At 39.9% G+C, this 23406-nt stretch carries 21 protein-coding genes and 1 other RNA gene; 9 read left to right on the forward strand and 13 right to left on the reverse strand.

The window, feature by feature from the left end:
- Positions 1–6 precede the first annotated feature (6 nt).
- Positions 7–367: a transfer-messenger RNA gene (ssrA, locus tag AC1M86_RS11455) on the reverse strand.
- Between the two features lie 132 nt (positions 368–499).
- Here ssrA and glpK point away from each other — a divergent pair.
- Complete coding sequence (gene glpK, locus AC1M86_RS11460; protein WP_481587867.1) at positions 500–1984, forward strand: glycerol kinase GlpK; 1485 nt, start codon at positions 500–502, stop codon at positions 1982–1984.
- Between the two features lie 52 nt (positions 1985–2036).
- On the opposite strand, the gene AC1M86_RS11465 is transcribed toward glpK, so the two are convergent.
- Positions 2037–2534, reverse strand: coding sequence for a thioesterase family protein (locus AC1M86_RS11465; RefSeq protein WP_035266285.1), 498 nt, complete (start codon positions 2532–2534; stop codon positions 2037–2039).
- A gap of 108 nt (positions 2535–2642) precedes the next feature.
- Between AC1M86_RS11465 and hemB the strand changes: the two genes are divergently transcribed.
- Both hemB and thiO read left to right on the forward strand, forming a co-directional pair.
- Complete coding sequence (gene hemB, locus AC1M86_RS11470; protein WP_180000234.1) at positions 2643–3653, forward strand: porphobilinogen synthase; 1011 nt, start codon at positions 2643–2645, stop codon at positions 3651–3653.
- A gap of 200 nt (positions 3654–3853) precedes the next feature.
- Entirely contained in the window at positions 3854–4960 is a 1107-nt protein-coding gene (gene thiO / locus AC1M86_RS11475) for a glycine oxidase ThiO (RefSeq protein WP_481587868.1), read from the forward strand.
- Here the strand turns inward: thiO and AC1M86_RS11480 are convergent.
- A complete protein-coding gene (locus AC1M86_RS11480) occupies positions 4957–5868 on the reverse strand; it encodes a TIGR01777 family oxidoreductase (RefSeq protein WP_481608015.1) in 912 nt (303 codons plus the stop codon). The two genes, thiO and AC1M86_RS11480, sit on opposite strands and share 4 nt — an antisense overlap.
- A 64-nt stretch (positions 5869–5932) precedes the next feature.
- Entirely contained in the window at positions 5933–6385 is a 453-nt protein-coding gene (locus AC1M86_RS11485; RefSeq protein ID WP_481587870.1) for an ABZJ_00895 family protein, read from the reverse strand.
- A gap of 364 nt (positions 6386–6749) precedes the next feature.
- On the opposite strand from AC1M86_RS11485, the gene AC1M86_RS11490 reads away from it, so the two are divergent.
- The 3 genes from AC1M86_RS11490 to AC1M86_RS11500 all read left to right on the forward strand — a co-directional run bounded on the left by AC1M86_RS11490 (position 6750) and on the right by AC1M86_RS11500 (position 12836).
- Positions 6750–7754 carry a hypothetical protein gene (locus AC1M86_RS11490; RefSeq protein WP_481608016.1) on the forward strand — a complete coding sequence of 335 codons (1005 nt, stop codon included), beginning with the start codon at positions 6750–6752 and terminating at the stop codon, positions 7752–7754.
- A gap of 225 nt (positions 7755–7979) precedes the next feature.
- Positions 7980–9227 (forward strand): exonuclease SbcCD subunit D, encoded by a 1248-nt coding sequence (locus AC1M86_RS11495; RefSeq protein WP_481608017.1) that lies wholly within the window; start codon positions 7980–7982, stop codon positions 9225–9227.
- A 9-nt stretch (positions 9228–9236) separates the two neighbouring features.
- Entirely contained in the window at positions 9237–12836 is a 3600-nt protein-coding gene (locus AC1M86_RS11500) for an AAA family ATPase (RefSeq protein WP_481608018.1), read from the forward strand.
- A 44-nt stretch (positions 12837–12880) separates the two neighbouring features.
- Here the strand turns inward: AC1M86_RS11500 and AC1M86_RS11505 are convergent, their stop codons facing one another.
- Positions 12881–13678 carry a thioesterase family protein gene (locus tag AC1M86_RS11505; protein WP_180028750.1) on the reverse strand — a complete coding sequence of 266 codons (798 nt, stop codon included), beginning with the start codon at positions 13676–13678 and terminating at the stop codon, positions 12881–12883.
- Positions 13679–13794: 116 nt separating this feature from the next.
- Positions 13795–14481 carry a YggS family pyridoxal phosphate-dependent enzyme gene (locus AC1M86_RS11510; RefSeq protein WP_180028751.1) on the reverse strand — a complete coding sequence of 229 codons (687 nt, stop codon included), beginning with the start codon at positions 14479–14481 and terminating at the stop codon, positions 13795–13797.
- A 122-nt stretch (positions 14482–14603) separates the two neighbouring features.
- On the opposite strand from AC1M86_RS11510, the gene AC1M86_RS11515 reads away from it, so the two are divergent.
- Positions 14604–15641: a type IV pilus twitching motility protein PilT gene (locus AC1M86_RS11515; protein ID WP_092768204.1), complete on the forward strand. Its 1038-nt coding sequence runs from the start codon at positions 14604–14606 to the stop codon at positions 15639–15641.
- A gap of 34 nt (positions 15642–15675) precedes the next feature.
- Positions 15676–16800 carry a PilT/PilU family type 4a pilus ATPase gene (locus AC1M86_RS11520; RefSeq protein ID WP_481587875.1) on the forward strand — a complete coding sequence of 375 codons (1125 nt, stop codon included), beginning with the start codon at positions 15676–15678 and terminating at the stop codon, positions 16798–16800.
- A 55-nt stretch (positions 16801–16855) separates the two neighbouring features.
- Here AC1M86_RS11520 and fur read toward each other — a convergent pair whose 3' ends face one another.
- Positions 16856–17293, reverse strand: coding sequence for a ferric iron uptake transcriptional regulator (fur, locus tag AC1M86_RS11525; protein ID WP_035267453.1), 438 nt, complete (start codon positions 17291–17293; stop codon positions 16856–16858).
- 112 nt (positions 17294–17405) lie between these two features.
- Between fur and AC1M86_RS11530 the strand changes: the two genes are divergently transcribed.
- Positions 17406–17804, forward strand: coding sequence for an outer membrane protein assembly factor BamE (locus AC1M86_RS11530; RefSeq protein ID WP_092768200.1), 399 nt, complete (start codon positions 17406–17408; stop codon positions 17802–17804).
- A gap of 45 nt (positions 17805–17849) precedes the next feature.
- On the opposite strand, the gene AC1M86_RS11535 is transcribed toward AC1M86_RS11530, so the two are convergent.
- From AC1M86_RS11535 to dut, 6 genes are all read right to left on the reverse strand, one after another.
- Complete coding sequence (locus AC1M86_RS11535; protein WP_481608019.1) at positions 17850–18173, reverse strand: RnfH family protein; 324 nt, start codon at positions 18171–18173, stop codon at positions 17850–17852.
- The gene (locus AC1M86_RS11540; RefSeq protein ID WP_481596562.1) at positions 18170–19252 is read right to left on the reverse strand and encodes a hypothetical protein; all 1083 of its coding nucleotides are present in this window, start codon (positions 19250–19252) and stop codon (positions 18170–18172) included. The genes AC1M86_RS11535 and AC1M86_RS11540 overlap by 4 nt, the downstream gene beginning before the upstream one ends.
- Before the next feature lie 109 nt (positions 19253–19361).
- Positions 19362–20210, reverse strand: coding sequence for a class II glutamine amidotransferase (locus tag AC1M86_RS11545; RefSeq protein WP_035267429.1), 849 nt, complete (start codon positions 20208–20210; stop codon positions 19362–19364).
- Positions 20211–20382: 172 nt separating this feature from the next.
- Positions 20383–21288: an acetylglutamate kinase gene (gene argB / locus AC1M86_RS11550; RefSeq protein WP_035267425.1), complete on the reverse strand. Its 906-nt coding sequence runs from the start codon at positions 21286–21288 to the stop codon at positions 20383–20385.
- A 43-nt stretch (positions 21289–21331) separates the two neighbouring features.
- Positions 21332–22756 (reverse strand): phosphomannomutase/phosphoglucomutase, encoded by a 1425-nt coding sequence (locus AC1M86_RS11555; RefSeq protein WP_481608020.1) that lies wholly within the window; start codon positions 22754–22756, stop codon positions 21332–21334.
- 195 nt (positions 22757–22951) lie between these two features.
- On the reverse strand, positions 22952–23404 hold the full coding sequence (dut, locus tag AC1M86_RS11560; RefSeq protein ID WP_035267418.1) for a dUTP diphosphatase: 453 nt from the start codon (positions 23402–23404) through the stop codon (positions 22952–22954).
- Positions 23405–23406 lie beyond the last annotated feature (2 nt).

The following is a 23406-nucleotide window of genomic DNA, read 5'->3' on the forward strand; positions in this document are numbered from 1 at the left end:
GTATATTGGTGGAGATGGCGGGAGTCGAACCCGCGTCCGCAAGCACTACACTCGAGATTACTACATGCTTAGATATCGTCTATTGTTTTAACCCTCAAAGACCCGACGAACAGGGTTAAGAGAGCGATCCTTTAAGTTTAGTACAACACCCCAAGGCTTGATGTTATACGGACTTGTGTGCGTGCGCTTCAGTCGGGATCTCTAACCACAAGTATTCAGAGATGCGGACAAGCTGCCCTTAGGCAGCTAGAGCGTAAGATTCGTCGTTTGCGACTATTTAAAATGCAAATTTTATTTACGAGAGAAAATGCGCTCTCGGCATGCATCTATGAGTTTCATCACCAGCGTCGAAGCCAGGAACATCCCCAAAGTACAACGCAATCATAGCATAAAAGTTTGAAAATACGACCTCAAATTTCACAACAATTACACATACACATGCGCTTATTTCAATAATTGAGATAAAATCCCTTTTTTCAAGTTCAAAATTGCATATTTTATGAGTTATTTACTTGCACTGGATCAAGGGACGACGTCAAGTCGTGCGATCATTTTTGATGAACATGGAAACGTTCATGCAACAGCTCAAAGAGAAACTAAAATACGAACACCACAGTCAGGCTGGGTAGAGCAAAATGCACAAGAGATTTGGAGTTCACAAATCACAGTAGTGCAGCAAGCAATTGCTGATGCACGATTACTGCCTAAAGATATCAAAGCTTTAGGCCTAACCAATCAACGCGAAACGACAGTGATTTGGGATAAAAAAACTGGTGAACCTCTAGCCCCTGCGATTATTTGGCAAGATCGCAGAGCAAGTGATTGGTGTAATTCCCTCATTCAACAAGACTTACAAAACAAGATAAATTACACCACAGGACTCCGCATTGATCCTTATTTCAGTGCTGGAAAATTAGTGTGGTTACTTGAAAATATTGATGGTTTAAGAGCTCGTGCGGAACAAGGCGAAGTGGCTTTTGGAACCATTGATAGCTGGCTAGTTTGGAATCTCACTCAAGGTGCTGAACACGTGATTGAAGTCTCGAATGCTTCAAGAACCATGTTAATGAATCTGCATACCCAGCAATGGGATGACGAATTACTCGCACTATTTAATATCCCAAAAGCAATACTACCCAAAATCGTGGCTTCTGATTGCCATATTGCCAATACAGCAAAAGGTCTCTTAGGTGCAGAAATTCCAATTACAGGGATTTTAGGTGATCAACAATCAGCGTTATTTGGTCAATCATGTTTTGACGTAGGCTCAGCTAAAAATACCTATGGTACTGGCTGCTTTATGTTATTCAATACAGGTGATCAAATTCAACTGAGTCAGAATCAGCTTCTCTCCACTTTAGCTTGGCAATGCAAAGAACACACCTCGTATGCGCTTGAAGGTAGTGTTTTTATGGCTGGTGCGATTGTGCAATGGTTACGTGATGGACTAGGAATTATTCAAAGTAGCCAAGAAGTTGAACAATTGGCGTGTCAAGTTAACAATACCGATGGTGTCGTACTTGTTCCTGCCTTTACAGGCTTAGGAGCACCTCATTGGGATACGGATGCCCGCGCATTATTATGCGGTATGTCTAGAGGGACAAATAAAGCACATATTGCGCGAGCAGCTCTCGAATCAATCGCATTTCAAGTCGCTGACGTTTTGAATGCCATGCAATCTGATATTCGAAACCCTTTAAAAGAATTACGTGTAGATGGTGGTGCGAGTCAAAATGATATGTTGATGCAGTTTCAAGCCGACTTACTGAATGTTCCTGTATTAAGACCGCAACTTTTGGAGTCAACGGCTTGGGGAGCTGCGGCAATGGCAGGTTTAACTGCAGGTGTATTTAAAAATCCGTCTGATATTGCGGCATCATGGAAATTGGAAAAAGCCTTTGAGCCAACAATGTCTGAAGATCAACGTCAATTTCATTTACATCAATGGAATAGTGCGTTAAAACGTTCAAGATCAGATGTTTAGTATAAAAAACCGCCTACAAGGGCGGTTTTCTTATAAGAGATACATAGATTTTTCAATATGCGTATGAAGCAATACCTGTTGCAATTGCTTTACCTTCATCATTCACCATATTCATGCGCATCGTACAACCTTTGCGACCCATGCGTAGGACTTCAGCAGTGGCAATAAAATACTTTCCGCGCCCTGGTGATAAATAATCCACTCGCATATCCACTGTTGCTAAACGTGAAACTTTCTTTAAAGTTTCAGGCAACATATCAGGCTCTGCACGCTTGTAAAGCTCGCCCATTGCAACAATCCCGCCAATACTATCGAGTAATGTTGCTGCTACACCGCCATGCAAAATTTGGAAAGAAATATTACCAATGAGATTAGGTTTCATCTCAATATAACCTTGGATTTCACCTTCTACGACACGCATTTGCATTTCGTTGTAAGCGAAATAAGGAGAGGTATTAAATACTTGAGTGAGTTGATTTAATACCACTTCAAGATCTGGTTTAGCACCTAAATGGAGGTTACCCATCCATTTTTTTTGGGAATCGTTCATACAAAACTCAAATTAACATCATGAGAAAAAACCATCAGCATTTTCCCAAAAACCGCCTTAAGGGGGCTACAATTAGACCCAAGTAAAATACCAAACATCGAGATTGTGATGACTTATACGTTTAATCGCCCTGCTTTTCCTGCAACACGCATGCGCCGTATTCGAAAAAATGACAAACTCAGAGCGATGGTGAGAGAAACACATCTTTCTGCTGAACATCTCATTTATCCGGTATTTGTTCTACCAGGTCAAAATCAAACCCAAGAAATACCTAGTATGCCAAATATTCACCGTCTTTCAGCTGATTTGTTGTTAAACAAAGCTGAAAAACTTTTAGAATTAGGTGTATCTAAATTAGCTTTATTCCCAGTTACCCCACAAGAAGACAAAAGTTTAACTGCTGAAGCAGCATGGAGAGATGATGGTTTAGTTCAAAGCACTGTCCGTCTTCTAAAAAAAGAATTACCAGAAATGGTACTCATCACTGATGGCGCTTTAGACCCTTATACAACACACGGTCAGGATGGCATCATAGATGAAACAGGTTATGTCCTGAATGATGAAACTGTTGAGTGTCTGATTAAACAAGGTTTAAGCCATGCAGAAGCAGGAGCCGATGTTTTCGCACCGAGTGATATGATGGATGGTCGTATTGCTGCGATTCGTCAAGCATTTGAAGCAAATGGTCATATTTATACCAATATCATGGCTTATTCTGCCAAATATGCATCAAGCTTCTATGGTCCTTTCCGTGATGCAGTGGGTTCAGCATCTAATTTAAAAGGTGGTAATAAGTATAACTACCAAATGGATGTAGGAAACCGAGCTGAAGCTCTTCACGAAATTGCACTAGATATTCAAGAAGGTGCAGACATGGTGATCGTAAAACCAGGGATGCCATATCTAGATATTGTACGTGAAGTTAAAGACACATTTGGCATTCCAACATTTGTTTATCAAGTGAGTGGTGAATATGCCATGTTGGCAGCAGCAATCCAAAACGGCTGGCTTTCTGAAAGTGTGATTTTAGAATCATTGATGAGCTGTCGTCGTGCTGGTGCAGATGGAATTTGGACCTATTTTGCTGAAGATGCTGCAAAAATGCTTAAAGATCTGTAATACACTATTGAATCAAAAGCGCTTTTACATAAAGCGCTTTTTTTCTACTACAATCATCATCATTGTATTCGAGACCCAACTTTTAACTCACTCATTTAACATCTTACATCTCATCGATCTCTTTTCATCATTGAGATTATTTGCACGATTAGAGCTTGAATATGGTCTAATACACCCCGTCATTTTGAAGGTGGATAAAAATGCACGTTGCCATCATTGGATGTGGAATTAGCGGCTTACTAACAGCGCTTGAATTACTCGAACAAGGTTGTGAAATTACCCTCATTGATCAAAAACAAGCAGCTAAAGCTGCATCTTGGGCAGGTGGTGGTATTTTGTCACCTATGTATCCTTGGCGTTATCCCAAAGCAGTCAATCAATTGGCACAACTTGGTAAATCGTTATATCAATCTTGGAATCAAAAAATTCAACCATTGAGTGGCATTGATTTCGAAATTCACGATTCAGGCATGTTAATTTTTGATGAAGATGATTTTGAGATTGGACTCAGTTATAAGGCGCAATATAACGAGCCGATGCAGCATTGCGATTTACTCGACGAGACTCAATTAAGAAATCTGAATCCACGAGTTTCTAATACTTTCAAGCAGGCTTTGCATTTTCCACAATTGTCTAATGTTCGTAATCCTCGTCTTTTAAAGTCTATTCTGACTTATCTTAAATCACATTCAAAAGTAAAGATTATCGAGCATAAGTGGGTAGAAAAATTACTGATTCAAAATCAGCAAGTTCAATCCATTGTTCTGCATGATCGACATCAAATTAAAGCTGATCAGTATGTTATCGCTACTGGAGCTTGGTCGGCACATTGGGCATCACAACTCGATTTCAATATCCCTGTTCAACCTGTTCAGGGGCAGATGATCCTATTCAAAACCCCTGAAAACTGGCTACCCACGATGTGTATGTACAAGGTCATGTATATGATTCCACGTCGAGATGGCCATATCGTCTGTGGTTCCAGTATGGCGGAATTAGGTTTTGAACATCGCCCAAATTTGAAAACACAACAATCCATTTACCAAGCATGCATTCAACTCATACCTGAACTTAAAAATTTCCCGATTGTGCAACAATGGGCAGGCTTGAGACCTAGCTCACCTGATGGAATTCCATATATCGGTTTAATGCCTGAAATGAAAAACTTATGGGCGAATTTTGGTCACTTTAGGAATGGTTTATGCATGGGGCCAGCTGCAGCGCAGTTACTACGACAGCTCATGCTGAATCAGACCACCCTCGTTGATCCTAGACCCTATGACCCATCTTTGAAGTTTCAAGTTTAATGTGATGAAAGTAGTTGCTCCAACGCCATTTTGAGTTCTGGATACTGAAATGTATAACCTGCTTGAATAAGTGCTTCTGGTATAACGTATTGTCCATTTAAAATCAATTGAGACTGCTCACCTAACATGATTTTAAACAATGAATCAGGCAGACTTAAAAGCGGTTTCTTGTTTAAAATTTTTGCTGCGGTGCGAACAAAATACACCTGATTCGTTTGTTCAGGAGCAACGAAATTAAAAACTTCGTTTGGAGTGTCATTCAACATCAGAAATTCAATCGCCTTAATCACGTCCTGAATATGAATCCATGCTAAGGGCTGCTGACCTGAACCAATTTTACCTAACAGATTAAATCGAATCGGTAAGAGTAATTGTTGTAAAATTCCTCCGCCATGCCCAAACACCACGCCTAAACGAATGACCTTAATATCAAACTGATTTTTGTATTGGAGCGCCGACCTCTCCCACTCTTGGCAAAGTTCGGACATAAAGATCGGTTGAGATGATCCCTGCTCATTGTTTTTTTCTGACCATTCTTGATCAGGATCAATACCATAATACCCCACAGCAGAACCAGAAATAATTCGCTTGGGATGTTGCTGATGGGTCAGCAGATAATGAAATAATGCATCGGTCGTCTTCACCCGACTGTCGATGAGTTTTTGTTTTCGCCTTTGTGTCCAGCGACCATCACCAATACTTTCACCCGCTAAGTTAATAACATAATCAATTTGAGCGTGTTGAATATCATCGAAAGATTGAACCCATGTCAAACGTGGATGCTTCATTTTGGGATTGGACTGTCGGCTTAAACCAATCACCTGATAATCTTGATCTAGCAGATATGCAACCAAATAAGATCCAATAAAACCTGTTGCACCAGTAACTAAAACGCAAGGATGATACATGGAAATACTCTTATGATCTGATCCCTCTATCATGGTGAAAGATGCCTTTGAGCTCAATTCATGATTACTTATTTACCACCAATTTATTCGCCATGCGCTTCGCTTGTGGACCATAAAACCAAAAGGTAATTAAATATAATGGGATCGCCAGCATCAAAATCATAATTGCACTGAGACTTAAGAAACTGGAATTTTGGACATAGATTAAAAAGTTCTGCCAAATTTCAGGGTCTTTTCTCGAGAAAAATAAAATACTTAAAAAAACACCAAGAAAGTTATAGCCCCAAAAAATCAATGTAAAGCCTAATGTGAATTTTTTACGTTCTTGATCCGAAGGTGCACGTTGTTGTTGATCAATAAATTTATATAAAACAACAATCATCGCAATTAAATATGGAAGTGCAGTGACTATTCCTGCAATTGCCGAAGGCAATAACGCTGCCAAAATACCTGCAACCAGCGTTAATCCTAAGCAAAGTAAAAAGAACCATAAAAAATATTTTCTTAAAGAAACCATAACTCTCAGACGCAATAAATTCCTGTCACAAAGCATAACCGAAAATAAATCAAATATTTTTAATTTTCTTGTCAACCGAATCACAACCTTATGCGTTATATAAGGTACAAGGTCAGTAGCAACCGCGTAGTCATTGCACCGGCATCCGCAATGATACACGGTGACCTTATACCCCAATGAGACCTATAAATCATGCTTCTTGCAGAAAATTTAGTTTAGCAGCCTAAATTTGAATGACTGAAGTATTTTGGCCGACGATTTCACATCACTCGAATCGTCGGCTTTATTTTTGAACTTAATAAATTTTCTAAATATACTTTTATCCATAAAGATGAGATAACAATCAGAATAAATCCTAGTCGCAATGTATAAAGAAAAAATTAAACATAAAATTAGTCTAAAAAAACGTCTAAATTTTAAATCAGACTTTTGGGATGTATTGAATTATCCATTCAATCGCTTTCTTATCAGTATCGTATTAGTTTGCTATTGCTTTGTTTTTATTAAAGCATTTATTAATCATCAATTTCACATACCGCTTACAATCATCAGTTTACTCTGTGGTGTTTTTTATCAAAGTTATCAAATCATTAGAAACAAAGAAAAAATCTTAATTTATTCAATTTTAAGCCTATTTTTGAGTGCACTTTCATTTATTTCTATACAGAGTAATAGCTCGAATCCATTAATAATTTGGGTCTATTTCTATCTTGGTGCTTACTTAATAGTTTTTTCTGTAGAGCATCATCAGAGTTTAACCACACCTTTTGGTGAAGGTCTTAGTTTTTTATTCGCACTTGGAATTTGCTATTGGTTTTTCGAAAAACAGATGCTTGGTGTTGATACAGTATTATCGACATTTATCACAATAATCTTGTTAATATTTTTACTTTATTCGATTGTACATGCCTTTTTTGAAATTAAGCATCATCATTTAAGCCGTTTTCTACTGAGTTTCTTTACTTGTTGTTCAATTTTAATTTTGTCTATTGATCAAATTATAGAACTTTATTCACAGGGCGATATTACATCTGAGCATCGTTGGGTTGAGCGTTTAATTTTATTATTTCGATATTTTTTACTCGGTATATCGTCTTTATATCTTTTTCAAAACTTAATGCTGCTTCTCAGCTATTTTCCCAATAAATACACGCGTTCTTATTTTTCAGATGTCAAACAAAATACGCTGATCCATATCAAACGTTTTGCAGAAGATCAAATTTCTAAAACAGAAGCTTGGTTTGCACTCATTTTTACGGTTTCAGTCTATTCTTTAAATTATATCTATCAAATAATTCCCATCAATATGAGTATTTGGCTAAGCATTCTATTGGTACCCTTAGTCATCCAATCTTTTTTTTCATCATAAAATAGATCAATCGTTAACAGCAGCTAAACTGCATGCATCCTCTTCTCATAAGCAAATCTCGATCAACTCGAGAATCAAAAATAGAAAAAAGAGAAAAAGACGAAAAAAGAGTAAATCGAATAAAAAATAGCGATTAAAAGCTGTCTTATAGAGATGTTAAAAATTTCGATGTTTTAAAGTCCGATATTGGATAAGATGACAATTGAGATGTTTTGGGGTTCGGTAATGGCAGTGCGTTTTTTTCATACTTCAGATTGGCATTTGGGGCAATTTTTTCACAATCATGATCGTGACTATGAACACACACAATTTTTAAACTGGCTACTTGCGCAAATTCAACAAAAACAACCGAATGCCCTGCTGATTGCCGGTGATATTTTTGATGTGGTCAATCCTGCATCATCTGCTCAAAAACAGTTATACCAGTTTCTCACCGATGCCCATGCCATTGCCCCGCATATGCAAACCTTAATGATCGCAGGTAATCATGATTCCGGTTACCGCATTGAACAGGTTGAACCTTTTCTAGCGAAATTCAATGCCAAAGCGGTCGGTATTATTGGCAAACAGGATGGTGAATTTGATCTCGATCGTTTGTTGGTACCTATTTATGATGCTGATAAAAATATCGTTGCTTGGTGCTTAACCCTGCCTTATTTACGCAGTGCCGAAATTACAGGCTTAAATGAAAATACCACCAACAGCCAAAATGCGATTGCCTATTTACACCAACAACTTATTGCGGAAGCTAAAGCGCGTAAACAACCCAATCAAGCCTTAATTTTGATGTCACATGCCCATATGCAAGGCGGTGAAACCTCAGATTCCGAACGTCCAATTGTGATTGGTAACGAAGAGGCTTTATCCACTGCATTATTTGATGATGTGATTGATTATGTGGCACTCGGTCATTTGCATAAACCGCAAAAAGTTGGACAGGAACATATTCGCTACAGTGGCTCACCTATTCCACTGTCTTTTAGTGAACGCAACTATAAACATCAAGTGGTTGAAGTCACCATTGACCCCGAAGCTGATGAACAAAATCATTTTCAATATCAAGCGCACATTATTCCACGTACCGTGGATTTGATTCGAATTCGTGAACCCTTGTCTGAATTAATCACTACGGTACATGCCCTGTCAAAAGGCGAAATTGACAATCTCAATGCACGACATTTTCTAGAGATTGAATATACGACAGATGCCCCACCGCCTGTAGACTTACGTCAGCAGATTGAACTGGCACTGCCACCAAATCGTTATCGTTTACTGCGTATAGCTCGAATTTATCAAAAAGCAACGGAGCAAAACGATGAAAGTCACAAAGTCGATTTAGCGCCCCCCACCCCTGAAAAATTATTTTTAAGCTTGTGGGAAAAAATGGGCTATGAGCAGGATGAATCGGTGAAGCGTGATTTCTTAACTTTGCTTGAAGCGGCACAACACGATTTGGATCAAAAAGCGCACTAAGGACAGGTCATGAAAATTATTCGACTCAGTTTAAACAACTTGGCCTCTTTAGCCGGTGAACAACATATCCATTTTGAACAAGCGCCATTGGCTCAGGCAGGTCTGATTGCCATTACTGGTAAAACAGGTGCAGGAAAATCGACGCTGCTCGATGCCATGTGTTTAGCTTTGTACGATGAAATCCCACGTTTACGTGGCGCAGCTGGCAGCATGAAAGATGTAGGCGGTAAAGACATTTCAATTAAAGATTCGAAGAATATTCTGCGTCGTGGTACCACCGCTGGTTTTGCTGAACTTGAATTTCTTGCCCTTGATGGTAAACGCTATTTGGCGCGGTGGGACATTAGCCGTGCGCGTAAAAAAGTTGATGGCAATTTAAAAGTCGAGCGCTTTGTTCAATGTTTAGATGATGGCGCGACCTTAACGCAAAAAATCTCGGAAGTGACGCCACTGATTGAAAAGCTGATTGGTCTCAGTTTTGAGCAATTTACCCGTGCAGTCCTGTTAGCACAGTCTGAAGTCGGTGCATTTTTAAAAGCCAAAGACCATGAACGTGCAGACTTACTCGAATATTTAACCAATTCGCAAATTTTTAGTGAAGTCAGTAAAAAAGCCGCTGATAAATTTAGTGAAATTAAACAGCAACGTACTGATTTAGAAAAGCAACTCGGTCATATTGATATTCTGAGTGAAGAACAACTTGCAGCCTTAAATCAACAACATCAGCAGTTAAAACAACAACTCGTACATTTGGCACAATCAGAAAAGCTGCTTGAAAATGAACGTAAATGGTATCTTGAGCGTGATCAATTGTATGCTGAAGTCCATGGCAAAAAAGAGATTTATGAAGTTCAGCTTGATGCCGTAAATAAATCCGCAGCACAACAACAATTGCTACAACAGCTTGATGCATTTCAAGCCATTCGTGAACAATATGTACAGCGTGCACGTTTAGAACCACAAAAACTTGAGGTGCAACAAAAACAACTGGCCTTTCAAGCTGAGTTTGTCTCTTTACAACAACAAGCTACTACTGAACAACAGCGCTTAAAAGCCTATGAACATGCCCAAGCGCAATTTGAGCAGCAACGTTTGGATATTAAGCCTCATCTTGAACAAGGCTTAAATTTGGATCATGACATTCACAGTATTTCTGAACAGTATAAAAAACTCAGTGCAGATAAAGATCAGCTTGTTCTCAATGAATTAGAACCGTCAAAACATGCTGTTGAACAACAACAGACCAGCGTATTGGCTTGGCAAAACAAACAGCAACAAATCAACTTTGAGTTAACCCAAAGCCAATTTTTACAATGCTTTGACCAAGAACCACAAAGTACTTTGCAGGCGCTACAACATTATGTCGAGCAATATCAGTTGCTTCATCAACAAGAGCCAGAACTATTACAACAATCCTTTGCAACTTTAGAACAGCAACAGCAAACCATTGTACAACGTCTGCAAAGCTATGTGGCTCAACATGAAAGTCTTGACGCTTTGACACAATCGCTAAAAAACATCCAACAACAGCGTGAACATCAGCAAAGTACGGTATTACGACTGCAACATCAACAGCAGCAGCTTGATCAAGTCATTACCCATATCAGCGAAACACACGACCTGACAGGCTCAATCGCTGAACAACAAAAGCAACTGCAGATTATTCAACAGACCCTTGAAAAACGCCTGAGCGAAAAAGCCACACAAGAAGCTGCTTATACTCAACTACAACGCATCTTGGAGGCACAGCGTCTATTACATAGCGAAAACGTGCAGCATTTACGTGAACAGCTCAAAGCCAATCAACCGTGTATGGTCTGTGGTAGCCATGAACATCCGTTTTTAGACCATCATCAACGCTTAGAACAAGGTTTATTGCAACTACACGAGCACCAATTGCAAGAGGCTCGTCAACAATTGGAACAGGTCAATCATGAGGTACAGCAAGCACAGATTGAGCAATCCAAAGTACAGACCTTACTTGAACAGCAACAACAGCGTATGGAACAGCTCACGCAATTCACTCAGCAACAGCTCGAGCACATTCAAGCAGCATTACAACAACTGGGTTCAAATCTCGACACGGCAGACCCGATTCAGTTGCAGCAGCGCATAATGCAGCAGATCGAAACACTGCAATCGCACATTGAACAACAACAGGTGCAAGAACAAGAACTTAGTCAATTGCTTGAGCAATGGCGTAAGGAGCAACAGCAACAACAGCAATTACAATTGAATATTCAACGTCGTGTGCAACTTGATCAAGGTATTCAACCCATTGTGCAGTTACTGCCTGCTCGCTATCAGCAAGACATGCCAATACATTGGGTGGCTGAATTACAACAGCAGCTACAGCAACGTGTTGCATTGCTCACCATGCAAAAACAGGTAGAGACATCACTGCTGCAAGCACAGCAGGAACTTGAAAAAATGACGCTGCGCTTTGAAGCAGCGCAAAAGCACGAACAACACCTGACTCACCAGATTGAACAACTGATTGAGCAAGGCAAAATGTTACGCTCGAAACTTGCGGAACTGACCCAAGACTATGCCGGTCAAAGCTACCGTTATGCTGCGGATTGGCAAAAACATTTAGAGGAAACTGCTGTCGCCCATGCCAATGAGGTTCATGCACAACGCAGTAAAACTGCACATGCTGAACAACAGCTGAATGCAGCCAATTTACAACAGCAGCAGTTGCTCAGTGATTTACATCATATTGAACAGGCATTACAGCAAGTACAACAGGCTATTCAGCAATGGCAACTGAGCCATCCGACCGTGACCACAGATCAAATCACAACATGGTTAAGCATTGATTTAGCCCAACATCAACAAATACGCCATGAGTTAAATACGCAGCGACAACTTTTAGAGAATGCCAAAACCGCTTGGCAAGTTTTAGAAGAACGTTATCAAGCCCATTTAAAACATCAGCCTGAACATGATCTCAGCATGCTCGAGCAGCAACTTGAGAACTTGCAAACGGAAAAGCTCGCTCAACAAGAAGCGCTCACCGATACAGAAACTCAGTTACGCATGAATGCTGCTAATCAAACCAACTATGCTAAGTATCAAAGCCAAATTGAGCAAATTAAAGCAGAAGAATATCGTTGGGGACGTATCTACGATTTGATTGGGCATAAGGAAGGCACCAAGTTTAAAAAGATTGCTCAAGAGCATCATTTAGATATTTTGGTGGAATATGCCAATCAGCAATTACAGCCGCTTGCGCCACGTTATCAGTTGCATCGTATTCATGACAGTTTAAGTTTGGCCATTATTGACTTAGATATGAACAGCGAAGTTCGACCTGTGTTGTCGTTATCAGGTGGTGAAACTTTCTTAGTGTCTTTAGCCCTTGCTTTAGCGATTGCTAACATGGCATCAGGTTCAATGAAACTTGAATCACTGTTTATTGATGAAGGCTTTGGTACGCTCGACCCGGCATCCTTACATATGGTCATGAATGCCCTCGATCATTTACAAAGCCAAGGTCGTAAGGTCGTGCTCATCTCTCATGTACAAGAAATGCATGAACGTATTCCTGTACAGATTCAAGTCAAACCTGTAGGTGCAGGTGCGAGTACCATTAATATTGTCGGTTAATGGTTAATGATAATAAGTTGAAGCCGTCAAATGATGGCTTTAATCTAAGCCAGTTTTCTTAAAGTTAAAATTTGCTCAGCTCGTCCAAAAGGTCCGTTCAGATCATGAAGAATAGATGAAGTTAACCCGATACCGTCATCACCATATTGTTGCACTGTTTCCAGACCTAGCCACTTACCTATTGGCATACGATAGAGATGTATCTGTAAATCTAAATTCGGGAAAGTATAGTTAAACGGCCAACCTTGTCGTGTGACAATTCCATTCGCTGTATCGACCATTCCCATCAACTTCACAAAGTCTGAATGTATTTGTCCTTCAACCATGTCATAAGGATTGGTTAGCCATACAATTCCCTTGCCTGCCCGTCGATCTAAACGACGTGCCTCAAGTGATTGAATATAGCCTCCAGGCCAGTTTCTAATTTCTTCCCATAAGATCCCCTCGTCAGGATCAGCAACTTTTTGATCTTCTAATCCTGCGACTGCCTGAGTATCACTCATCATCATTCGCCAAGTACGTGCCTGAATGCAGCTTTTACCATGTGCAGACATGGTCGACTCGATCAATTCAATGGTTTTTCCAGGTCGAATAATTCGAGTTTCAATTTGAAACTCCCCAGCGGGTATCAGGCCCAAAATATCTAAACTTATACGTCCAATCCGTAGGTCAGACCGAGCAGAAAAGTGATCCAACTCTGCACAAATAATCCCTGTTGCGGGCGCCATATGCTGTTCGTGCGCATTCCATGCGCCTTGAGCATGTATAGTCGACTTATACTTAGCCAGTACTGATCCATCATCACACACTTTTCGTTCTAAAAGCTGATAATACGAACTCATCCAATTCTTCCCTGTTTTATGATTATGTGAAATATATTGGTTTATTTTTATACATAAAAAGTTGTATTTACAATAACAGTGACTGAACCCGAAAGTTCAGTGCAGACTGAATCCAATCATTTTGAGTAATCTCGCGCCCCAAATAAGGCCGTCCCTATGCGAACCATAGTCGATCCAGCGCTAATCGCATCTTGTAAATCACCCGACATTCCCATACTCAAGGTATCCCAATCAGAAGGATGTGCATGATGCTCTTTCATCTGATCAAAAAGTGTCTTGGCATCATAGAGTGCATCTACATTGCCAGGCGCTGGAATGACCATTAATCCTCGTAATCGAAGTCGAGGTAATATGCTCATTTGAGCAACCAGATCTTCGACCTCTGAAACTGCACAACCATCTTTGCTTTCTTGAGCATCAATATTCACTTGAAGACAAATATTGATAGGCTCCTGTTCGATTGTGCGTTGATTAGAGAGTCGCTCTGCGATAATAAAGCGATCAACCCCATGCACCCATGCAAATTGTTCAGCCAACTGTTTGGTTTTATTGCGTTGTACATGACCAATAAAATGCCATTCGATGTCTAAATCATTCAGCGCTTTGATTTTATCTAATGCTTCTTGCAGGTAATTCTCACCAAATGCTCGTTGACCAGTCTGATACATTTCTCTCAAAATATCTGCTGGATGCGTTTTGGAAACAGCAAGGAGTTTAACCTCGTTAGATTGTCGTTGAGCAACTTCACAGGCTTGTTCAATTTGTCGAATAACACTATTTCTCGCTTGCTCTAGACTCATCATGTATAGCTATCTCAGTTAATTTATCTTTTTTTACTTTCTTGCACGCTAACTGTTGGTTAAGCTGTAGGAAAGCCTTATTATTCTATCAAAATAATTACGATTTTAATGCGTTCGGGGAATTTATGGATATTACAGAATTACTGGCATTTTCAGTGAAAAACGGGGCGTCTGACTTGCACCTTTCTGCAGGAATGCCACCGATGATTCGTGTTGATGGTGAAGTTCGTCGTATTAACTTACCAGCCTTAGAACACAAAGAAGTACACCGCTTAATCTACGACATCATGAATGATAAACAACGTCGCGATTATGAAGAAAAATTAGAAACCGATTTCTCATTTGAAGTACCCGGTGTAGCACGCTTCCGTGTCAACGCATTCAACCAAAATCGTGGCGCTGGCGCGGTATTCCGTACCATTCCTTCTCAAGTGATTTCTATGGAAGACTTGGGCATGGGGCAAATTTTCAAAGACATTTGCGCCTATCCACGAGGAATTGTTTTAGTCACAGGACCAACGGGTTCAGGTAAATCGACTACGCTTGCGGCGATGATGGATTACATTAACGACAACCGTTACGACCATATTTTAACCGTCGAAGATCCAATTGAATTCGTGCACCAATCCAAAAAGTGTTTGATTAACCAGCGTGAAGTGCATCGTGACACACACGGTTTTAATGAGGCGCTACGCTCTGCACTGCGTGAAGATCCAGATATTATTCTCGTCGGTGAAATGCGTGACCTCGAAACCATTCGACTTGCACTCACTGCTGCGGAAACTGGTCACTTGGTGTTTGGAACACTGCATACCACATCTGCCGCAAAAACAATTGACCGTATTATCGACGTGTTTCCTGCCGATGAGAAAGACATGGTTCGTGCCATGCTTTCTGAATCGCTTCAAGCCGTCATCTCTCAAACACTTTTGAAGAAAACAGGTGGCGGTCGGGTAGCTGCTCACGAAATTATGATTGGAATTCCAGCGATTCGAAATCTCATCCGTGAGAACAAAGTTGCACAAATGTATTCTGCAATACAAACCGGTGCAAATTATGGCATGACCACTCTCGATCAAAGTCTCAAAAATCTTGTCGCGAAAGGCATTATTACCCCGCAAGTTGCACGTACTGCGGCTAAACAACCAGAATCATTTTTATAAAAAAGTGAACGTCATTTGATTTAGGGGAATCAAAATGGATTTTAATGACCTGCTCGACATGATGATTGCGCGCAAGGCTTCAGATTTATTTATCAGTGCAGATATTGAACCATCAATGAAAATTAATGGTGAAATTGTGCCTGTAGTTAAAACAAAACTCACTGGTGAAATCATAGGTCAATTGATTCACTCGATTATGAGTGAAAGACAACGAATTGAATTTGCTGCAACACACGAATGTAATTTTGCTATTGCCAATCGTGATAAAACTGCACGTTTTCGTGTCAGTGCTTTTCAGCAACGTGATCAACCTGGCATGGTCTTACGTCGGATTGAAACTGTCATTCCAAGTATTGATGAGCTGAAACTACCACCCGTACTTAAAGATTTAGCAATGACTAAGCGCGGGATCATCTTATTTGTAGGTGCTACTGGTACAGGTAAATCGACTTCGCTTGCAGCAATGATCGGTCATCGTAATCAAAATTCTAAAGGTCATATCATTACCATTGAAGACCCAATCGAATTTATTCATCAACATCAAGGCTGTATCATTACTCAACGTGAAGTTGGCATTGATACAGACTCCTTTGAAATTGCACTGAAAAACACACTCCGCCAAGCACCTGATGTCATTCTTATTGGTGAAATTCGCTCACGTGAAACCATGAACTATGCGATTAGTTTTGCTGAAACAGGACATTTAGTATTTGCGACCTTACATGCCAATAATGCCAACCAAGCCTTAGATCGTATTATTCATTTCTTTGAGACAGATCGTCACAGCCAACTGTTTATGGACCTCTCACTGAACTTGAAGGCGATCATTGCACAACAGTTAATTGCGACTCCTGATAAAAAATCACGTCATCCTGCAATTGAAATCTTAATCAATTCTCCACTGATTTCAGACTTAGTGCGTAAAGGCGAAGTTCATGAAATTAAGGAAGTCATGAAGCGTTCCCGTGAAATTGGAATGCAGACGTTTGATCAAGCGCTATTTGACTTATATAAAGCTGAGAAAATCACTTATGACGAAGCATTACGTCATGCTGACTCTGCCAACGATTTACGCTTACAAATCAAACTCTCTGAAGAAGATCCAAACTATCTGTTGAATTCTGGCCCCCGCCTCACTTTTGATGGTCAAGATGATTAATCAACAGTGAATAAAAAAGGAGCAATCATTGCTCCTTTTTTAATGCAATCAAGATTTATTTTTTACGGTATGCTTCTTGGCATTCAGGCGCATCGCAATAACCATATAAATTCAAAGAGTGACCTGTTAAAACAAAACCAAGTTGTTCAGCAACATTATGTTGTTCTTGTTCAATCAAATCATTGTGGAATTCAACAACTTTGTTGCAGTTCTGGCAGACCATATGATCGTGGTGATCATCTTGCATGATTTCGAATACAGAGTGATTATTCTCGAAATGATGACGTTGGATAATACCAGCAGCTTCAAACTGAGTTAACACACGATATACAGTTGCTAGACCGACATCTTCGCCCTGCTCAAGTAAGGTCTTATAGATATCTTCCGCGCTCAAATGATGCTGTCTTGAATTTTCTAATAATTCCAAAATCTTGATTCGTGGAAGGGTAACTTTAAGTCCAGCTTTGCGTAAATCTTGATTTGAAATAGGCATATAAAAAGGTCTCTCAACAAATTTTAAGTTGGAATATGCAACAGAGTTGAGATGCAGTATGATCTATCCTTGGATCAATTGCATCATAATTAATTTGGGATAGTGTAGCAAAATGCAAAAAATCATGCTGACGTTATTCGTCGCTTCTTTACTGGGTGGTTGTTCTGTCTTTGGTGTATACAAAGTTGATATTCCTCAAGGAACACCATTAACCCAAGCGCAAGCTTCAAAAATTCAAGTCGGGATGACTTACCAACAAGTTCGTTTTTTACTTGGTAGCCCAACCATTTCAGATCCTTTGAATCCTTTACGTTGGGATTACATCTACAATTATACCCCAGGTACATATGCTAAAAAAGCAAATATTCCTGCAACTCAAGGTCAGCATCTAAAAGTATATTTCGATGGTTCTGGCGTCGTGAATAAAATCGAAGGTTTAGAAACTATCCCAGAAACTCAACCTGGTTTACCAGGTTCGAAAGATGCGATTTTGAACGCGCCACCACTATAAAGAATTAGACATAAAAGAAAACCCCTCAAAGAGGGGTTTTTCATATCATTTCAATTGTTTAAAGCGATTGCCACGACAATAGCGCCCAACTGGATTCGCTGCCGCTCGCTTACGGCGTATATCTTTTGGATTAATCGTTAATGCCCGATAGATTTCCACCCGATCACCTGCTTGCAAAACATGCGATTGATCTTGTACTTTCGTCCCAAAAATTCCAACAGCATACTCGTCTGGCAACTGCGTACACAACGCGATACCACTTTGTGTAATAGCATCCGCAACAGACATGCCTTCCACAAATTCAAGTTCAATGTGAAACTGCTGGTCTACAGCAGCATAAGCAACCCAAACTTTTGCATTTTGGATCATGGTAACAATTGACCTAAGTAAGAAATCATTGCAGCCACAATTGCTAAAGGTGTCACAATACGTACAGCCACACGCCAGATATTATAAAAAGCTTCATTACTAAAATTCAGCGCTTTACGTAAATGACTAATTTTCATGATCCAACCCACGAAAATTGCATAGATTAAACAAATGCTTAATCCCCAAAGCATTAAAATCGGAGTTAAAAATAGATCGGCTGCAGGGAATACCCAAATTAAAAGTGGTGCAAGCAATAAAAAATATTGCACCGCTTGTGCTAATCCACGATGTGCGAGTTGTTCCTTCCCAAGTTGCAGGAGTAAAGCTACTGCAAATATTGTCGCGATTAAAACGATATATGCTGGAATTGCAGCACTAATTGCAAAATATCCAAATCCAGCCACAGCCACCAGTTGCGCTAGCCAAATCGGTAAAGTTTTTGGCGTTGCAGCATCTTGTTTCTCTTGATTGAGATTTGTCTGCCAATATAATCCAAGCCCGAGACCTGAAGCTACTAAAGCGAGAATAGTTGCATTACCCCACTCTTTAAACTCAACAGGAGTCAGCTGCCAATCATTGACTTGGACACCAAAAACCTGAGCCGCGATTAAACTTGCAATCGTTGCAATCGCAGTAAGTACAACCAATACAGAACGTTGAAGAAATGATAAACCAAATGCAATGAATGCTGCGATACCCATCAAAATATTTGAACCAATACCAAAATCATTTTGTTGTGCTACAGCATTAGAAGTATTAAGTAATATACCGCCTGCTAAGAATGGAATAAAAATAACAGCAAGCCAGCCCACTACTCTCCAACGTTGGTTTGCATCGGCTTCACGGGTCAATTTTGATAATGCGTTCAGCGCTGAAGTTTGAGCTCGTTTCGCCAATCCAATTTCTAAATAAATAATTGGCAACGCTAAAAACAACATCGTTGCAAACCAAAGTAACCAAAAATCGAGTTGTCGATCAATTTGCAAGCCTAAGCTTGGTGCCAGACCCACAATAATGATAAATGATAAACAAAATGCCATCAGCGGCGATAACCATCGTGACATAGCGGTGTCCTGCATGAGGTATTCCATTAAAAAGTTTTACGCTATTTTGCCTAGCTCAATCATTAAAATCAAAGTCTGGCGTTAAAAAAGTAAGTGTAGATCTTAGCCACTTCAAATTAAATTTTTAATATTGATCCGCGCGAGTAACACGCTTCAAGCTTGGGTCACGGGCTTCTCTGACCAATCGCTCAACGTGAGTTATGGTACGTAATGTTGGCTTACCATCCTGAAATAAAATCATTTCGCCGGGCGTATATGCAAACCAAGCTTCATTATCTGTTAATGGTTCTGTCGTAATCACAGCCACACGATCTTCAGGTGTCGTGACCTGACTAAAATCGACTTCAACATCAATATCAATTAATCGTGCAGGTTGAAATGGATATTCGCGAACAATCCAGTGTAATTTTGTGGTCGCATAACTATACAAAGCCTGTCCATTTGATAAACAAAAATTGAATGTCCCATGCTCTGCTATTGTTGGTGAAATTTCTTCTAATGCATGAAATACATCGTGGACACTTGGCTCTACATAACCAAACTTTTGTACGAGATGTTCTAATAAATAGCAAAATGCAAGCTCACTATCTGTATTACCTACTGGTGTGAACTGTCCCGACAACCTTGGATGAAAATTATGCAGATCGCCATTATGCGCGAAAATCCATTGTCTCCCCCACAATTCACGAATAAATGGATGAGAATTTTCTAAAGTAATTTTTCCCTGTGTTGCTTTACGAATATGGGCAATGACATTACGCGATTTAATCGGGTAATTACGAACGAATTCTGCAATTGGAGACTCGACTGCAGATTGGTTATCAACAAATAAGCGACATGCCTTATCCTCAAAGAAAGCGATGCCAAAACCATCTGAGTGATCTGACGTTATTCCAGCACGCTGAGAAAAACCACGAAAAGAAAACGTAATATCCGTAGGGGTGGCACAATTCATTCCAAGTAGTTGGCACATAATCTTTCATTTTTCTTTAGTTATCAGTTTTATTGTGCATCAGCCTTATAGATGTTGCAAATATGAATATGGCAATTGAATATGTTTTATGCTGGATATATGGGACATAAAACGATTATTCTTATCAAACAAAAAAAGCCACCGAAGTGACTTTTTATTATGTGATTATGAATTAGTGCGCCGACTTAGAACGATTGGTAATCAATGTTCCAACACCGTGATCCGTAAAAATTTCCAACAAAGTCGCATGTGGAACACGACCATCCACAATATGCGCGCTCACTACACCACCTTTCACCGCATCAAGCGCACATCCCACTTTCGGAATCATACCGCCGTAGATCACACCTGTATCGATCAAGCGATCGACTTCTTGTGTTGTTAGTCCAGTGAGTAGGTTTTTATTCTCATCCAATACACCACTGATATTCGTAAGAAGAATTAACTTTTCTGCACCCAAAGCTTCAGCAACTTTACCAGCAACTAAATCTGCATTGATATTGTAAGTATTACCTTCCTCATCAACACCAAGTGGAGCAATCACTGGAATAAAATCACTTTGAGTGAACATTTCCAGAACGTCAGTTTTTACACCGACCACTTCACCCACTAACCCAAGATCAATTTGTTGAACAGATCCATCCTCTTGGGTTTTTTCCATCAACAACTTTTGAGCACGAATTAAGTTACCGTCTTTACCCGTTAATCCAATTGCACGACCACCATGTTGATTGATCAAATTCACAATAGACTTATTTACACTTCCGCCCAACACCATTTCTACAACTTCCATAGTTGCAGGATCAGTTACACGCATTCCATCAATACGGTCTGATTCACGCCCAAGTTGTTTCAAAAACGAATCGACTTGAGGACCACCACCATGAACCACAATCGGATTAAGACCAACTGTTTTCAATAGCACGATATCACGGGCAAACGAACTTTCTAATGCAGGATCAGTCATTGCATTGCCGCCATATTTCACTACAAGTGTTTTACCTGTAAATCTTTGGATGTATGGCAAAGCTTCTGTCAAAATTTGAGCTTTGTCGATGCCAGTTTGTTGGTGTGGCATTCGCCTCTCCTTCATTCCTACATTAGTGTGCATTCAAAATACTTTAGTGTGCATTCAAAATACTTTGAGCAAGCACAGGATATTTTTCATTTAAAATTTTTACAAAATGCTGGCGAATTTCATAAAGTTTCGATGGGCTATCTGCATCAAACCGTACCGTGAAGTATTCACCAGTATTTGATGCTCGCATAATGCCAAATCCGTAGTCAAAATCAAGGCGAATACCATCGATTTTACTCATTTTAGCCCCAGTACTTTTACAATTCTGCTCTATCAAGGCTAGGACGTCTTGCGGATTTGCATCTTGCGTTTCAATATAGGTATCTTCAGTACCAAAGCGATCTGGGAATTGAGCGAGATATTCAGATAGCGTGATATTAAGTTGACTCAATGACTCCATGACCCGTAATGCTGCATAGATACCATCATCGTAACCAAAACCACGACCATCATTGAAGACATAATGACCCGCATATTCTCCCCCAAAAACAGCTCGACCTTTGGATTGGGAAATATAACGGCGCATGAAACTGCTGCCAGTACGAATCATTTTTGCGATGCCTTGTAATTGTTCAATGGTTTTTGACACCATCGTTGAACATTTTACGTCATAAACAATTTCATGATGCGGATGCTGAGCTAAACACAATGATGCGAATAATGCTAACAAGCGATCAGCAGACACAATGTGAGCATTCTCATCCAAAATGACGGCACGATCACCATCACCATCAAGAGCAATCCCCAAATCCGCCTGATGCAACAAAATTTTTTCTTTTAGCTGCGTCAAATGCTTCGCTTGAGAAGGGTCTGGAGGATGATCAGGAAACTCTCCATTTTCACGACAACGTATTGAAATGACTTCACATCCCATTTTTTGTAGTACTAAATCAGCACAACGCCCAGCGGCACCATGCATACCATCTAATACAACCTTGAGTGGACGCTTTAATTGAATATCCTTGAGCAAAGCATGCTGATAAGCCAAGCAATACTCTGATTTAATCTGATGTGTCAGTTGAGGTGGCGTTGGAAAGTGATCATGTTGAAAATAGAAACATTCTGCATACTCCCCAACATTTTGAATCATGTCTGGACAAGGTGGTTCGTATTCAATAATCCATTTAATCCCATTATCATGTTTAGGGTTATGACTCGCGGTCACCATGATGCCATTGCCATTTTTATGTCGAGCAGCAAAATACATTTGTGGGGTTGAACAACATCCAATGTTCTCGACATTCATCCCTTGGTTTTTGAAGACTGATTCAATAATCCAAGCAAAAGTAGGCCCAGTCAATCGAGCATCGTAACCTAGCACAATACTTTTCTGGCCACGTGATTGATACTGAGCAGCGAGCCCATGCGCAATCGCATAAATTGTTCTTGTATCCAATTGACTGACTTTTCCGCGAATATCATAAGCGCGGAAAATTTGTCTTGGAAAAATAAGTGATTGGGTATTCATTCTTAATTAACACCGTTGACTGCTGAGTCAGAACAGCGTGATGAGAGTTGATCCAAATAAATTTTGAATATATTGAGTAATAAAAAATATCGTTATTCTTTATATAACGTGTACCAATTTCAATTTATATAATCTTTGTTAATATTTTGCAACATATAAATAAAAGCCTGATTTTACAGGCTTTTATCCAAAATACTATTGTTTTCCAGTGTGTCCGAATCCACCAGCTCCTCGCTCACTTGCCTTGAATTCGTCAACTAAATCAAATTCAGCTTGTAAAACAGGAACCAATACGTATTGAGCCAATCGCTCACCCGGCTCTAATGTAAATGCATTTTGACTGCGGTTCCAAACTGAAACCATTAATTCACCTTGATAATCTGAATCAATTAGACCGACGAGATTTCCTAATACAATCCCGTGTTTATGACCTAAGCCAGAACGAGGCAAAATCAAACCCGCATAACTTGGGTCTTCGATATAAATTGCCATACCTGTTTTAACTAAAACAGTCTGACCAGGCTCAATAGTGATCGCTTCATCTACACATGCACGTAAATCTAAACCTGCCGATCCTGTTGTTGCATAAGTAGGTAATGGCCATTCTTGACCAAGTCGTTGGTCGAGTACTTTCACTTGAACTTTCATAT

The organism is Acinetobacter sp. ANC_7654 (genome assembly GCF_056779855.1).